This window comes from Affinibrenneria salicis (genome assembly GCF_008710095.1).
This window is the reverse complement of the sequence record NZ_VYKJ01000001.1, coordinates 755,028-769,974: the sequence shown is the minus strand read 5'-3', so window position 1 is coordinate 769,974 and position 14,947 is coordinate 755,028. Positions and strand designations below refer to the sequence as shown.

The following is a 14,947-nucleotide window of genomic DNA, read 5'->3' as shown; positions in this document are numbered from 1 at the left end:
TTTACCCTTTCTGTTGCGAGCCGGCCGACGCTGAAGGCGTTAAAAAGCCTTCCAGCACCACCAGCGCCGCGCCAATACAGATCGCGCTGTCGGCCAGGTTGAAGGTGGCGAAATGCCAGTCCCCGACGTAGAAGTCGATGAAATCAACCACAAAACCGTGCCACAGGCGATCGAACAGGTTACCCAGCGCGCCGCCGATAATCAGCGCATAAGCGATATTATTCAGCTTTTGCTGCGCCCGGCTGCGAAACATCATCACCAGCAGCGCGATCACGATAGCCACGGCGATACCGGCGAAGAACCAGCGCTGCCAGCCGCCGTGATCGGCCAGGAAGCTGAAGGCGGCGCCGTAGTTGCGCGCATAGTGCAGATTCAGAAAAGGCGCCAGCGGCCGGGTTTCGCCCAGCTGCAGGTGGCTCAGGATCCCCAGTTTACTGCCAAGATCGGCCAGCACCACCACCAGCGCTAGCCACAGCCAGCGCAATCCGCTCGAACAGATCGATTTACTCATCAGACAAACTTACGCTCTTCACCGCGTCCGCCGACGTTCGTCGCGCAGCGGCCGCAGACTTCAGGATGACTGGTGTCCGTACCAATATCGGTTTCATAATGCCAGCAGCGCGGGCACTTGTGCCCTTCCGCCTTGCTTAAGGCAATTTTCAAACCGGCAAGTTCACTTTGCTGTGCGTCGTCGCCCGCCGCGGCATACGCCGCCACCACGGCTTTCGACGTCAGCAACGCGAAATGCAGTTCCGGCTGCAGGCTGCGCAGTTTGCCGGCCAGCGCGTCGTCGGCATACAGCGTGACCGCCGCTTCCAGCGAGCCGCCGATACGCTTGTCGTTACGCGCCTGCTCGATCACCCGGTTCACCTCGGCGCGCACTTTCAGCACCTCGGCCCAGAAGGCGTCGTTCATTGTTTCGCCGTCGTCCAGCCCGAACAGACCGTCATACCACTCTTCGGTAAACACATACTGCGCGCGCTCGCCCGGCAGATACGCCCAGATTTCGTCCGCGGTAAAGGAAAGGATCGGCGCCATCCAGCGCACCAACGCCTCGGCGATATGGTACAGCGCGGTCTGGCAGCTGCGGCGCGCGATGCTGTCGCTCTTCGCGGTATACTGACGGTCCTTGATGATATCAAGGTAGAACGACCCCATCTCGATCGAGCAGAACTGCATCAGACGCTGCACCACGCGGTGGAAATCATAGCTGTCGTATGCCTGAACGATCTCTTCCTGCGCCGCCCGGGCGCAGCCGACCGCCCAGCGATCCAGCACCACCATCTCTTCCGGCTTCACCATATCGCGCTTCGGATCGAAACCGTTCAGGTTAGCCAACAGGAAGCGGGCGGTATTACGGATACGGCGATAGGCGTCGGCCGAACGCTTCAGAATCTCATCCGATACCGCAATCTCGCCGGAATAGTCGGTTGAACCGATCCACAGACGCAGAATATCGGCGCCCAGTTTATTCATGACGTCCTGCGGGCTGACGGTATTGCCGATGGATTTGGACATTTTCCGTCCCTGGCCATCGACGGTAAAGCCGTGAGTCAGCACCTGGCGGTACGGCGCCTTGCCTTTGATCGCGGTGGAAATCATCAGCGAGGACATGAACCAGCCGCGATGCTGGTCGGAACCTTCCAGATACATATCGGCGGAATGGCCGCCGAACTCCGGACGCACATCCACCACCGAAGCATGAGTGGAACCGGAGTCGAACCAGACGTCCAGCGTATCCGGCACTTTCACGTAGTCGGCCGCATCGGCGCCCAGGATATCGGCCGGATCCAGATCCCACCAGGCCTGAATGCCGTCCTGTTCGACGCGTTTCGCGACTTCTTCGATCAGTTCGTGGGTACGCGGATGCAGCTCTTCCGTCTCTTTATGCACGAACAGCGACATCGGCACGCCCCAGGTGCGCTGACGGGAAATACACCAGTCAGGGCGGTTGGCGACCATCGATTCAATCCGCGCCTGGCCCCAGTCGGGGATCCACTGCACGCTTTTGATCTCCGCCAGCGACTGTTTGCGCAGCCCCTTTTGATCCATGCTGACGAACCACTGCGGCGTAGCGCGAAAAATGATCGGCGATTTATGCCGCCAGCAGCACGGATAGCTGTGCAGCAGCTTTTCCACATGCAGCAACGCGCCGCTGGCACGCAGCATCTCGACAATTTTGTCGTTCGCCTTGAAGACGAACAGACCGTCCAGATCCGGATGCGTGCCGGACAGATAGCAACCGTTCGGGCCGACCGGGTTGGCGATCTCCAGACCGTATTGTTGACTGATCACATAGTCGTCCGGACCGTGGCCGCCGGCGGTATGCACCGCGCCGGTACCGGCATCGAGCGTAACGTGTTCGCCCAGAATCGCCGGCACGTCGAAATCCAGCAGCGGATGACGGAAGCGCAGCAGTTCCAGATCGCGCCCTTTCAACCGATTGTCGCTCAGCGCGCTAACACGGGCATCGCCGGCGATGCGCTGCGCCACCGACTCCGCCAGGCTATCGGCGACGATGATGTTTCTGCCGTCCACCTTAATCAGGACGTAATCAAACTCCGCATTCAGCGCAATCGCCCGGTTGGCCGGCAGGGTCCACGGCGTGGTGGTCCAGATAACCAACGCCACGTCTCCGTCAACCGCGTCCGGCGCTAAACCGAACTTCGCCAGCACGGCGGCGCGATCGACCGCGTTAAACGCCACGTCGATCGCCGGAGAGGTCTTGTCGTAATATTCAACTTCCGCCTCGGCCAGCGCCGAGCGACAGTCTACGCACCAGTGAACCGGTTTGGCGCCCTTCAACAGGTGGCCGTTATCGATGATTTTGCCCAGCGCCCGGATGATATTGGCTTCGGTGTTGAAATCCATCGTCAGATAGGGGCGATCCCAGTCGCCCAGCACTCCCAGACGGATGAAATCCTTTTTCTGCCCGGCGACCTGTTCCGCCGCATATTTGCGGCACTCGGCGCGAAATTCGGCGGCGCTGACCTTCTCGCCCGGTTTCCCCACCAGCTGTTCGACTTTCAGCTCGATCGGCAAACCGTGGCAGTCCCAGCCCGGCACATAAGGCGAATCATAGCCGGCCAGCGTTTTGGACTTAACAATAATATCTTTGAGAATTTTGTTAACCGAGTGACCAATGTGAATGTTGCCGTTCGCATACGGAGGGCCGTCGTGCAGGATAAAGGTTTTTTTACCTTTCTTAGCGTTACGGATAATCCCGTACAGATCCTGTTCATACCAGCGTTTCAGCATGTCGGGTTCGCGCCTGGCGAGATCGCCACGCATCGGGAACCCTGTTTCCGGCAAATTCAGGGTAGTCTTATAGTCACTCATTAGATTCTCGATTTCGTTTTCGGCTAGAGAAGAAATTAAACCGGTGTCTTTAACCCAAAAAACTCACGGGCCGTCACCACATCCAGGGCGATTTGCTGCTTCAGTGCGTCGAGCGAAGCAAACCGCTGTTCATTACGCAATTTTTTACGCAGTACGACTTCAATATGACGTCCATAAAGATCCATGGACACATCCAGTAAATGGACTTCAAGCTGCTGACGCCGATCGCCGTTCACGGTCGGACGAAAGCCGATATTAGCCACGCCGGCCAGCGGCTCCGCTCCGGCGCCATATACGCTGACCGCATAGACGCCGTTCACGGGAGAGACCTGACGTTTCAGCGAAATATTCGCCGTCGGGAATCCGAGGGTTCTGCCCAGTTCGTTGCCGTGGATAACCCGCCCGGAGATGCGATAAGGATGGCCCAGCAGGCTTTCCGCCAGCAGCAGCTCATCGTGACTCAGCGCTTCCCGCACCGCCGTGCTGCTCACCCGTTTACCGGCATTGCAGAAAGAGTCGGTGCTGATCACGTCGAAGCCAGCCTGAAGGCCAGCTCCCTGTAATAACAGGAAATCGCCCTTGCGGCCAGCGCCAAAGCGGAAGTCATCGCCCACCACCAGAAATTTCACGCCCAGCTTTTCCACCAGCAAATCATCGACGAAGGTCCGCGCGCTATTGGCGGCGAAATGGCGATCGAATCTCACGCACAGCAGGTAATCCACCCCGGCCTGCGCCAGGTAGTCGACCTTGTCGCGCAGACGCGTCAGGCGGGCCGGCGCGCCGTCAATCGCAAACAGTTCCTGCGGCTGAGGTTCAAAAATCATCACCATCACCGGCAGCCGGCGCTGGCGACCCTCCTGTTTTAGCCGCTCAAGCAGCATTTGATGCCCGCGATGAACGCCGTCGAAATTACCAATAGTGAGCACACAGCCATAATGGCGTGCCCGAAGATTGTGTATACCGCGAATTAGCTCCATAGCTGGCTCAAAACAGTGGAAATCGGCGGATTATACCTTGTACAGCGTGTAAGGTTAACCTTCGATTGTTGCCTTTTACCCGCGCCGGCGAGATAATCCGCTGCGCCGGCGCGACTTTTGCCGCGTCAGGCGCCCGGCGTCTCTGATGCCGGCCCGGCGACGCCGGCAAATACGAATTTTATCGCGCGAAAGGCTGTATTCCCCGCAATGAAGCTGTTAAAATCCTGCGCCATCACAACGTAACAAGCGTCGACGTACAAACGACGCTTATTTGCACAAATCCATTGACAAAAGAAGGCTAAAAGGGCATATTCCTCGGCCTTTGAATTGTCCTCGATAGAATATATTTGGGAGTTGGACCTTGGCTAATATCAAATCAGCTAAGAAACGCGCCGTACAGTCTGAGAAGCGCCGCAAGCATAACGCTAGCCGTCGCTCTATGATGCGTACTTTTATCAAGAAAGTATACGCGGCGATCGCTACTGGCGATAAAGAAGCAGCGCAGAAAGCCTTTAATGAAATGCAACCGATTGTGGATCGCCAGGCAAGCAAAGGCCTGATCCACAAGAACAAAGCTGCACGTCATAAAGCTAATCTGGCTAAGCAGATCAGCGCTATTCAGTAAGCACCGATCTTCGCTGCAGCGATTAAAAGAACCGGCTCAGGCCGGTTTTTTTGTGTCTGGCATTCGTCAGGCCGGGTGTACGCGGGCACAAAAAAACCGGCTGGGTTTAGCAGCCGGTTCGAGCGTCAGCGCAACCACGCCTACGGTATCCCTACCAGCCCGCGCCTGGCGGAGCGAGCGCAGTGCGGGGCGTCGGCACGGTATTTGCGGTGACGCGTAAACGCCGGGATTAACGCGTCAGGTCGTCAAAAAACTTCTTCACGCCGTCAAAGAAACTCTTCGAGCGCGGGCTGTTATGCTCGCCGGACGGGCCGCCAAAACTCTCGGACAGCTCCTGCAGCAGCTGTTTCTGGCGTTCATTCAGGCTAACCGGCGTTTCCACCACGACCCGGCACAGCAGATCGCCCTGCGCGCCGCCGCGCACCGACTTCACGCCCTTGCCGCGCATGCGGAACAGCTTGCCGGTCTGCGTTTCCGCCGGCACTTTCAGTTTCACCCGGCCATCCAGCGTCGGCACTTCGATTTCGCCGCCGAGAGCCGCCATGGCAAAATTGATCGGCACTTCGCAATACAGATTGCTTTCATCGCGTTCGAAAATCGGGTGTTTCTTCACCTGCACCTGTACGTACAGATCCCCGGCCGGCGCGCCGTGCTCGCCGGCTTCGCCCTCGCCCGACAGGCGGATGCGGTCGCCGGTATCCACGCCCGCCGGAATTTTAACCGACAGCGTTTTGCTTTTTTCTATCCGGCCGTGACCGTGACATTTGTTGCACGGATCTTTGATGATCTTGCCGCGGCCATGACAGTGCGGACAGGCCTGCTGTACGGTGAAGAAGCCCTGCCGCATCTGCACCTGGCCCGCGCCATGACAGGTCGGACAGGTAACCGGCGAGCTGCCTGGTTTCGCGCCGCTGCCGCGGCAGACATCGCATTCTTCCAGCGCCGGGATACGTATTTCTTTGGTTACGCCACGCACCGCCTCTTCCAGAGTCAGTTCCATGTTGTAGCGCAGATCGGACCCGCGGCTGGCGCGCTGACGGCGTCCGCCGCCGAAAATATCGCCAAAGACGTCGCCAAAGATATCACCGAAATCGGCCCCGCCGCCAAAACCGCCGCCGCCGCCACCGCCCATGCCGCCCTGTTCAAAAGCGGCATGGCCGTACTGATCGTAAGCGGCGCGCTTCTGCGCGTCGGTCAGAATTTCGTAGGCTTCTTTAACTTCTTTAAAGCGGGACTCAGCCTCTTTATCGCCCGGATTACGGTCCGGGTGGAACTTCATCGCCAGACGTTTATACGCCTTCTTGATTTCGCGCTCTTCCGCATCTTTGGAAACGCCCAAAATCTCGTAATAGTCTTGCTTCGCCATTGTTTTCTCAGCCCTCAACATGCGTACACGGGCGCAGAGTTTCCCCGACGCCCGTGCTGGTTGCCAGCAACAGTATTAAAGTTACCGCTACTGCGCCCGCCTAAGGGCGATTATTTTTTATCTTTGACTTCTTCGAACTCGGCATCGACGACGTCGTCGTCTTTACGCGCGGCATCGTCCGCAGATGCGTCGGCGCCGCCGGCCGCACCGGCCTGGGCCTGCTGCTGAGACACTTCCAGCAGTTTAGCGGAGGCCTGAACCAGCGCTTCGATCTTCGCTTCGATATCGGCTTTATCTTCGCCTTTCAGCGAACCTTCCAGCGCGCTCAGCGCACTCTCGATTGCGGCCTTGTCGTCGGCGGCCAGTTTGTCGCCCGCTTCCTCCAGCTGCTTACGCGTACCGTGCAGCAGATGGTCGCCCTGGTTGCGCGTTTGCACCAGCTCTTCAAACTTACGGTCCGCTTCGGCGTTCGCTTCGGCGTCACGCACCATCTTCTGAATTTCGTCCTCATTCAAACCGGAAGACGCCTTGATGGTGATGTTCTGCTCGCGGCCGCTGTTTTTGTCTTTGGCCGAAACGTGCAGGATACCGTCCGCATCGATGTCGAAAGTCACTTCAACCTGCGGCATACCGCGCGGCGCGGGCTGAATACCGTCCAGGTTAAACTGCCCCAGCGATTTGTTGTCGTGCGCACGTTTACGTTCACCCTGCAGCACGTGGATCGTTACCGCAGACTGATTGTCTTCCGCCGTAGAGAACACCTGACTGTGTTTCGTCGGGATAGTGGTGTTCTTGGCAATCAGCGGAGTCATTACGCCGCCCATGGTTTCAATACCCAGCGACAGCGGGGTAACGTCCAGCAACAGAACGTCTTTCACGTCGCCGGACAGCACGCCGCCCTGAACGGCTGCGCCGATAGCCACGGCTTCGTCCGGGTTAACGTCTTTACGCGGTTCTTTACCGAAGAAGTCGGCGACTTTCTTCTGCACCAGCGGCATACGCGTCTGACCGCCGACCAGGATAACGTCGTTGATATCGGAAACGGACAGACCGGCATCCTTCAGCGCCACTTTCAGCGGCTCGACGGAACGGTTTACCAGATCCTCAACCAGCGATTCCAGTTTGGCGCGCGTTACCTTAATGTTCAGATGTTTCGGACCCGAAGCGTCAGCCGTGATGTACGGCAGGTTGACGTCGGTCTGCTGCGCGGAAGACAGCTCAATCTTCGCTTTCTCGGCCGCTTCTTTCAAACGCTGCATAGCCAGCGGGTCGTTGCGCAGGTCAAAGCCCTGCTCTTTCTTGAACTCGTCAACCAGGTAGTTGATCAAACGGCTGTCGAAGTCTTCCCCGCCCAGGTGGGTATCACCATTGGTGGCCAGCACTTCAAAGGTTTTTTCGCCGTCCACTTCATCGATTTCGATGATGGAGATATCGAACGTACCGCCGCCGAGGTCATAGACAGCAATGGTGCGGTTGCCCATTTCTTTATCCAGACCGTAAGCCAGCGCCGCCGCCGTAGGTTCGTTAATGATACGTTTGACTTCCAGGCCCGCGATGCGGCCGGCGTCTTTGGTCGCCTGACGCTGCGCGTCGTTAAAGTAGGCCGGTACGGTAATAACCGCTTCGGTCACCGCTTCGCCCAGATAATCTTCCGCCGTTTTCTTCATTTTTTTCAGCACTTCAGCTGAAATCTGCGGCGGAGCCATTTTCTGATCTTTCACTTCCAGCCAGGCGTCGCCGTTATCTGCCCCAACGATTTTGTACGGCATGATATTAGCATCGCGCTGCACTTCTTCGTCCTGGAAACGACGGCCAATCAGACGTTTGATAGCGAACAGCGTGTTTTGCGGGTTAGTCACAGCCTGACGTTTAGCCGGTTGGCCGACCAGAATTTCACCATCCTGCGTATAAGCAATAATAGAAGGCGTGGTACGATCGCCTTCGCTGTTTTCCAGTACCTTGACCTGCGTACCGTCCATAATCGCTACACAAGAGTTGGTTGTACCTAAGTCGATACCAATAATCTTACCCATCTAAACATCTCCACTAAAAAGTCGCATTCGGTGTGGTGGTTTAACCTACTATGAGGACGAAAAAACGCTTTTCAACTCTCTGCTTCACGCTTTTTCATCGGCCAAACCGCCTGGTTGAGAATAAGATGGGGTCACTCCCGGCCGCATCAAGGGGGAGAGGTAAAAAAAATTCTGTTAAATCTCCTTTGCTATCAATTTATTCCTGCCGGCCATATTGTTTCCTTTTTCGCCGCCCGATATGATGCCGCGCTCGCCGGAATACAGGGGAAAATCGCCCCGTGATCATGCGGGCAATAGCGTCTTTTACCCCCGACAGATTTCCGGTTGAGAAAGGCGAGCGGCATCGGACGCGGAGCATAGGCAAGCGACCGGCGGCCGGGCGCGGCCTGCGGCCAGAAGGAGGAGGGGCATACAACAAAAATGATTAATCTGTTATCGCAGAGGATTTATGCACACCAACACGCTGGCAAACCCAGGTCCGCTCGGGCTCATGGGGTTCGGGATGACCACGGTACTCCTTAACCTGCACAACGCGGGCTTTTTCCCCCTTTCGGCCATCATTCTCAGTATGGGTATCTTTTACGGCGGAATTGCACAAATTCTGGCCGGCATGCTGGAATATAAGAAAGGCAATACGTTCGGCGCGACCGCCTTTACCTCTTACGGCGCGTTCTGGCTGACGCTGGTCGCCATTCTGATCCTGCCGCGCGTCGGGCTGGCCGAGGCCAGCGACGGTCGCTTCCTCGGCGTTTTCCTTGCGCTGTGGGGCGTGTTCACGCTGTTTATGTTTTTCGGCACCCTGCGCGCCAGCCGGGCGCTGCAGTTTGTCTTCGCCAGCCTGGTAGTGCTGTTCGCCTTACTGGCGATCGGAAACTTTACCGCCAACCACGCGCTGCTGGTGTTTGCCGGCTACGAAGGCATTATCTGCGGCGCCAGCGCCATCTATTTAGCGATGGCCGAACTGCTGAACGAACAGGCGGGCCGCACCGTCCTGCCGATCGGCGCGCCGTCCGGTTCCAGTCACTGAACCCGGAGCGGCAGGCGGCCTTGTCCGCCTGCCCTGCGCCCCGCCCCGCGCCGGCGCGCGTTCACACGCCGGCTGACGACGGCACTTCGCCGCTCGGCTGATGCTCCGCATAGCAACTTTCCTGCTGCAGGCAGACGCCCAGCGCAAACCCCATAGCCGCCAGCGCCAGAATATAAAACGCCGGCGCCATCGGCGTCACCGCCATAATCAGCGTGACAGAGATGGGCGTCAGGCCGCCAAAAATGGCATAGGAAAGATTATAGGAGAACGAAATGCCGGAAAAACGCACCTCTGCCGGGAAAGAACGCACCATGACATAAGGCACCACGCCCACCACGCCGACGCTGAACCCCGCCAGCGCATAGCCGGGAAACAGCCAGCCGGGTTCATTGGCCGCAATGTAATAAAACCCCGAACAGCAGAGGGCCAGCAGCGCGCAGCCAAACATCAGCGTACGGCCGGCGCCAATACGATCGGCCGCGTACCCCGCGACCATGCAGCCGACGACGAGCGCAATGATCGCCAGACAGTTGGCCTGCAGCGCCATTGCCGCGGAGATGCCATGCAGCTTTTGCAAATAGACCGGCGCCATCAGGATCACCACCACAATACCCGCCGACAGCAACCAGGTCAGCAACATTGAGATCAACACCGCTTTTTTATGGTTAACCATCACCGCTTTCAACGGCAGCTCTTTCGCCAGCGCTTTGCGCGCCTTCATTTCAACAAAGATCGGCGTTTCCTGCAGCCAGCGCCGCAAATACATCGCCGTCAGGCCAAAGATTCCGCCGATAAAAAACGGGATGCGCCAGCCGCCGTCCTGCATTTGCTGCGGGGTCAACACACTGTTCAATAAAGTTGCCACAAGCGAGCCGAGCAAGATGCCCAGCGTCAGTCCGGCGGTCAGCGTCGCGCAGGCAAAACCGATACGCGCGCGCGGCACATGCTCGGCTACGAACACCCAGGCGCCGGGCACCTCCCCGCCGATAGCCGCCCCCTGCAGCACACGCATCAGCAGCAGCAACAGCGGCGCCGCGATACCGATGGACGCGTAGGTCGGCAACATCCCCATCGCCAGCGTGGGCAGCGCCATCAACAGAATACTCAGGCTGAACATTTTCTTACGCCCTACCCGATCGCCGAAGTGCGCCATGATGATGCCGCCCAGCGGCCGCACCAGATAACCGGCGGCAAAGATGCCGAAGGTTTGCGCCTGGCGCAGCCATTCCGGAATATTCGGCGGAAAAAACAGATCGCCGATCGCCACGGCGAAAAAGACGAAGATAATAAAATCATAGAACTCGAGCGCACCGCCGAGGGCGGCCAGAGAGAGCGTCTTATAATCCTGGCGGTTTAACCGCCGTGGAGCGCCCTGAGCGGGGGCGGGAGCAGAGGGAAAAGATTCGCGAGCCATAAATTACCGTTTTAACGCCAGAGTGTACCGACAAAAAATTGCCGCCATGTGTAAAAATAAAATTACTATAGCGGCAAATTTTCCACACACCAGAGAAGCTGAATCTTATGGCAGAAATGGTTTAACTTTGGTTTTTTATTTCGCGTATTGCATTTTTAGGGCGAAAAGCTGCTACCACGGCCGGATCGGTTTCCACATAAGGCCCCTCAAGCAGTTGAATGCAGTACGGCACGCTGGCAAAAATGCCGGCGACGATCACGTTGCCGTTTTCGTCGCGTACCCCGCTCAGCGTTTCCTGAATCGACTTCGGCTGGCCGGGCAGATTAAGGATCAGCGCCTGTTTGCGGATCACCCCGACCTGACGCGATAAAATCGACGTGGGAACGAAGTGCAGGCCGATCTGGCGCATCTGTTCGCCGAACCCCGGCATCAGCCGATCGGCCACCGCCAGGGTAGCGTCCGGCGTCACGTCGCGTCGCGCCGGGCCGGTTCCGCCGGTGGTCAATACCAGATAACAGCCCATCTCATCCACCAGCTCACACAACGTCTGCTCAATCAATGGCTGCTCATCCGGCACCAGCCGCACTTCCACCTCATAGGGCGTGGTCAACGCGGATGCCAGCCATGCCTGCAATGCCGGGATACCTTTATCCTGATACACACCGCTGGATGCACGATCGGAAACCGACACCAGCCCAATTCGCAATATATTCATACAGAGGCTCTCTACTCAGACATGGCCAGGGAAAGGTCAGTTTACCAGAAACCCCGGCCGAATCGCCCAGGGCACCCCACCTTCTTGCAGCGGTCGTCCATTCCGCCGGAAGAAGCGCATTCGATCGGTTCGGCCAGAGTAAAAGGCCAACGGCGTCAATTTTCGCCCCTTACTGGCACCATAAAAATTTGCTTTAGGGCATAAGTAAGCCGAGCGTTCGCGAGTCGAAAGATGGTAGAATAAGTAAAACTCTATTTTTATTTTATCTCCTGCTATTGATTAAGGTTGTTTCGCCCGGGAAGTTGTCGCATGAATGCCATTAACTATAAAATACTAAAATTATTTGCCCATCCGGGCTCTGCCTCTGTGTTATTCGGCATTTTCTCGCTGCTATTAACGACCATTGTTATTCACCAGACGCAATCCTATGACTGGCAGACAGAACGGAAGAATCTGGCTGAAACCATTGATGTGTATAAGTCTTACAATGCCGGCAGCAGCGTGACGGAAAACGAAAAGGAATACCGTTCAGGCAACTATTTATATTCCCGCGTGGCCACCTTTGCTTTTAATACCCGGAATACCACCACCGAATGTATTAATCGTTTATCAGAACTAAACCTTTCATTTAACAATATGGAAATCATTCGCATTTGCCAGAATAAACTACCGGCAATCGGCGAATTTGGCGCAAAGGGCAAACTGATCACCATCTTTCCCATATTGTCCGAAACCGATATCCTGACCGGCGTACGCGTCAGGACGACCAGCCAGTTGGATAAACCCACGCTGCTCACCACTCTGTCGACGGCCAATTCGCTGGGCATGGTGCTGTGCGTGGTCTTGCTATCGGCCATTCTGGGCAGCCTGTTGTCGATTCTGGCCAAAAAATATCTGATTGAATTGCCCACTACCGCCCGCTATGACGAACTCACGGGTTTCCTGCGCCGGGAAGCCTTTTTCACCGCCGCCAGCAAGGTGCTGCACCTGGCGAATTTCACCGGTAAGCCGGTTTGTGTCATTTTGATTGATATCGACCACTTCAAAAAAATTAACGATACGCTCGGACACAGCGGCGGCGACGTTGCGCTACAGGCCATCGCCGCGCAACTGCATCACTCTTTTCGTAAAGCGGATATTTTCGGCCGTATCGGCGGCGATGAGTTCGCGGTGGTTCTGCCGGAAACGCCGCTGGACCAGGCGTGGAACGTCGCCGAGCGCGCCAGAAACGCAATTAACGCCATGGATACCTCGACGCTGGCGGACCTCAAACTGTCGGTCAGTATCGGGCTGGTTGAATATCAGTCCGGGAAAGAGGGGCTGCTACAGGTTATTAACCGCGCCGATGAAAAGCTGTATTGCGCGAAGAAGGCCAGAAACAGCGTTTATAAATAGCCGGTATGTTTATAAATAGCCGGTATAAAAAACGCAGGCCGGCGGCCTGCGTTTAAACTGGCCGCCGGTTACAGCAGGCCGGCGATCACTTTTTCCAGCTTTTCCTGGTCAACGGCAAATTTTCGAATCCCTTCGGCCAGCTTATCCACCGCCATCGGATCCTGATTGTGCTGCCAGTAGAACTGCGCTTCCGTCAGTTTTTCCGGCCGCGCCTGCACATCGCCGGAGAAAGACAGCTTGCGCTCAATGCTGCCCGCGCTCTCCGCCAGCTCTTTCAGCAGGCCGGGAGCGATAGTCAGGCGATCGCAACCCGCCAGCTCCAGAATCTCGCCGACGTTGCGGAAGCTGGCGCCCATCACTACCGTGTCGTAACCGTGCTGTTTGTAATAGTGATAAATTTCGCTCACGGAAATCACGCCCGGATCTTCCTGCGGGGCAAACTCTTTCTTATCGCCATTCGCTTTATGCCAGTCCAGAATACGGCCGACAAACGGAGAAATCAGGAAAACGCCCGCTTCCGCGCAGGCGCGCGCCTGGGCGAAGGAAAACAGCAGCGTCAGGTTACAGTTAATGCCTTCTTTTTCCAGTTGTTCGGCGGCGCGGATACCCTGCCAGGTGGACGCCAGCTTAATCAGGATGCGATCGTTGCTGATGCCGGCCGCGTTATACAGACTAATCAGTCGTTTAGCTTTGGCTACGCTGGCGGTGGTATCGTAAGAGAGACGCGCGTCGACTTCGGTAGAGATACGGCCGGGGATCAACTTCAGAATTTCCAGACCGATATTCACGGCCAGTTTGTCCGTTGCGTCCACGATCTGCTGAGCGTGGTCGCTGCTTTGCTCACGCGCCCAGGCAACGGCCTCGTCAATCAGTCGACGATATTCAGGAATTTGCGCAGCGTTCAGGATCAGGGAGGGGTTGGTCGTAGCGTCTTGCGGCTGGTACAGTTTCATGGCCGCTATATCGCCGGTATCAGCCACGACCGTGGTGTATTGTCGCAGGGAAGTAAGTTTATCCGTCATGTTGTCATTTCTCATTGTTAGTGCATGAAAACGGTTTGGTACGCGCAGGGCGCAGGCATCAGCTGGTTACATGAATTTGCGCCTGCAATTGATAATAACACGCGAAAACAGCGGTGCAAGGCAGCCTTTTCCTGTTATATCCATCGCCGCTTTCTTTACGCTTTTTTGCTACAGTAACCCTTATTAATCGCGCAAAAACGACAGGATACGCACCGATGCTGATCACCCTTTCCCCGGCTAAAACGCTGGACTACGCCAGCCCGCTCGCCACGCAACGCTATACCCAGCCCGAGCTGCTGGAGCAGTCCAGCCAGCTGATCGCGCGCTGCCGGCAACTGACGCCGGAACGTATCGCTTCACTCATGCATATCAGCGATAAACTGGCCGGACTGAACGCCGCTCGCTTCGCCGACTGGCACGCCGATTTCACGCCGGACAACGCGCGTCAGGCGCTGCTGGCGTTCAAAGGCGATGTATACACCGGTCTGGCCGCAGAGGATTTCGACGAAGAGGATTTCGATTTCGCCCAGCGCCATCTGCGTATGCTGTCCGGTCTGTATGGCGTGCTGCGTCCGCTGGATTTAATGCAGCCCTACCGACTGGAGATGGGCATTAAGCTGGATAATCCCGGCGGCAAGGATCTATACAGTTTCTGGGGCGCCACCCTGACGCATAAACTTAATCAGGCGCTGGAGCAGCAGGGCGACGATATCCTGGTTAATCTGGCCTCGGACGAGTACTTCAGGGCGATAAAAGTGGACAAGCTGGCCGCCACGCTGATTAAACCGGTATTTATGGATGAGAAGAACGGCAAATTTAAAGTCATCAGTTTCTACGCAAAGAAAGCGCGCGGCATGATGAGCCGTTTTATTATTAAAAACCGGCTGACGCAGGTGGAGCAACTGAAAGATTTCGATCTGGAGGGCTACTTCTTCGATCAGGACGCCTCGTCCGCCAGCGAACTGGTATTTAAACGACACGAACAGTAGGGCACGGACTCTGAGCCGGCAAGCCTCTGAACGCCGGGGTTGCCG

12 protein-coding genes are annotated in these 14,947 nt (G+C 56.8%); 4 read left to right on the top strand and 8 right to left on the bottom strand.

The window, feature by feature from the left end:
- Position 1: 1 nt before the first annotated feature.
- Genes lspA through ribF form a run of 3 tightly spaced genes read right to left on the bottom strand, consistent with a single transcriptional unit; the run spans position 2 to position 4,316 of the window.
- Positions 2–511: a signal peptidase II gene (gene lspA, locus FJU30_RS03435; RefSeq protein ID WP_150433636.1), complete on the bottom strand. Its 510-nt coding sequence runs from the start codon at positions 509–511 to the stop codon at positions 2–4.
- Positions 511–3,339: an isoleucine--tRNA ligase gene (gene ileS, locus FJU30_RS03430; RefSeq protein WP_150433637.1), complete on the bottom strand. Its 2,829-nt coding sequence runs from the start codon at positions 3,337–3,339 to the stop codon at positions 511–513. Before ileS ends, lspA begins: the two co-directional genes overlap by 1 nt.
- Positions 3,340–3,374: 35 nt before the next feature.
- Positions 3,375–4,316 (bottom strand): bifunctional riboflavin kinase/FAD synthetase, encoded by a 942-nt coding sequence (gene ribF / locus FJU30_RS03425; RefSeq protein WP_150433638.1) that lies wholly within the window; start codon positions 4,314–4,316, stop codon positions 3,375–3,377.
- 361 nt (positions 4,317–4,677) lie between these two features.
- Between ribF and rpsT the strand changes: the two genes are divergently transcribed.
- Entirely contained in the window at positions 4,678–4,941 is a 264-nt protein-coding gene (rpsT, locus tag FJU30_RS03415) for a 30S ribosomal protein S20 (protein WP_150433639.1), read from the top strand.
- A gap of 229 nt (positions 4,942–5,170) precedes the next feature.
- Here the strand turns inward: rpsT and dnaJ are convergent, their stop codons facing one another.
- Together dnaJ and dnaK are read right to left on the bottom strand one after the other, a co-directional pair.
- Positions 5,171–6,307, bottom strand: coding sequence for a molecular chaperone DnaJ (gene dnaJ, locus FJU30_RS03410; RefSeq protein ID WP_150433640.1), 1,137 nt, complete (start codon positions 6,305–6,307; stop codon positions 5,171–5,173).
- 110 nt (positions 6,308–6,417) lie between these two features.
- Positions 6,418–8,340 carry a molecular chaperone DnaK gene (dnaK, locus tag FJU30_RS03405; RefSeq protein ID WP_150433641.1) on the bottom strand — a complete coding sequence of 641 codons (1,923 nt, stop codon included), beginning with the start codon at positions 8,338–8,340 and terminating at the stop codon, positions 6,418–6,420.
- A gap of 448 nt (positions 8,341–8,788) precedes the next feature.
- Here dnaK and satP point away from each other — a divergent pair, with 448 nt between their 5' ends.
- Positions 8,789–9,367 (top strand): acetate uptake transporter, encoded by a 579-nt coding sequence (gene satP / locus FJU30_RS03400; RefSeq protein ID WP_150433642.1) that lies wholly within the window; start codon positions 8,789–8,791, stop codon positions 9,365–9,367.
- A 61-nt stretch (positions 9,368–9,428) separates the two neighbouring features.
- Here the strand turns inward: satP and FJU30_RS03395 are convergent, their stop codons facing one another.
- Positions 9,429–10,781 carry an MFS transporter gene (locus tag FJU30_RS03395; protein WP_150433643.1) on the bottom strand — a complete coding sequence of 451 codons (1,353 nt, stop codon included), beginning with the start codon at positions 10,779–10,781 and terminating at the stop codon, positions 9,429–9,431.
- A 121-nt stretch (positions 10,782–10,902) separates the two neighbouring features.
- Positions 10,903–11,496: a molybdopterin adenylyltransferase gene (mog, locus tag FJU30_RS03390; protein WP_150433644.1), complete on the bottom strand. Its 594-nt coding sequence runs from the start codon at positions 11,494–11,496 to the stop codon at positions 10,903–10,905.
- A gap of 366 nt (positions 11,497–11,862) precedes the next feature.
- On the opposite strand from mog, the gene FJU30_RS03385 reads away from it, so the two are divergent.
- Positions 11,863–12,891 carry a GGDEF domain-containing protein gene (locus FJU30_RS03385; RefSeq protein ID WP_223881492.1) on the top strand — a complete coding sequence of 343 codons (1,029 nt, stop codon included), beginning with the start codon at positions 11,863–11,865 and terminating at the stop codon, positions 12,889–12,891.
- Positions 12,892–12,959: 68 nt separating this feature from the next.
- Here the strand turns inward: FJU30_RS03385 and tal are convergent, their stop codons facing one another.
- Positions 12,960–13,913 carry a transaldolase gene (tal, locus tag FJU30_RS03380; protein WP_150433646.1) on the bottom strand — a complete coding sequence of 318 codons (954 nt, stop codon included), beginning with the start codon at positions 13,911–13,913 and terminating at the stop codon, positions 12,960–12,962.
- A 215-nt stretch (positions 13,914–14,128) separates the two neighbouring features.
- Between tal and yaaA the strand changes: the two genes are divergently transcribed.
- Complete coding sequence (yaaA, locus tag FJU30_RS03375; protein WP_150433647.1) at positions 14,129–14,902, top strand: peroxide stress protein YaaA; 774 nt, start codon at positions 14,129–14,131, stop codon at positions 14,900–14,902.
- The last annotated feature ends 45 nt before the right edge of the window (positions 14,903–14,947 follow it).

Coding starts and splice junctions, on each gene's coding strand:
- mog (WP_150433644.1), bottom strand. CDS start 11,496: ATGAATATATTGCGAATTGGGCTGGTGTCGGTTTCCGATCGTGCATCC.
- dnaK (WP_150433641.1), bottom strand. CDS start 8,340: ATGGGTAAGATTATTGGTATCGACTTAGGTACAACCAACTCTTGTGTA.
- tal (WP_150433646.1), bottom strand. CDS start 13,913: ATGACGGATAAACTTACTTCCCTGCGACAATACACCACGGTCGTGGCT.
- ribF (WP_150433638.1), bottom strand. CDS start 4,316: ATGGAGCTAATTCGCGGTATACACAATCTTCGGGCACGCCATTATGGC.
- yaaA (WP_150433647.1), top strand. CDS start 14,129: ATGCTGATCACCCTTTCCCCGGCTAAAACGCTGGACTACGCCAGCCCG.
- ileS (WP_150433637.1), bottom strand. CDS start 3,339: ATGAGTGACTATAAGACTACCCTGAATTTGCCGGAAACAGGGTTCCCG.
- lspA (WP_150433636.1), bottom strand. CDS start 511: ATGAGTAAATCGATCTGTTCGAGCGGATTGCGCTGGCTGTGGCTAGCG.
- FJU30_RS03395 (WP_150433643.1), bottom strand. CDS start 10,781: ATGGCTCGCGAATCTTTTCCCTCTGCTCCCGCCCCCGCTCAGGGCGCT.
- satP (WP_150433642.1), top strand. CDS start 8,789: ATGCACACCAACACGCTGGCAAACCCAGGTCCGCTCGGGCTCATGGGG.
- dnaJ (WP_150433640.1), bottom strand. CDS start 6,307: ATGGCGAAGCAAGACTATTACGAGATTTTGGGCGTTTCCAAAGATGCG.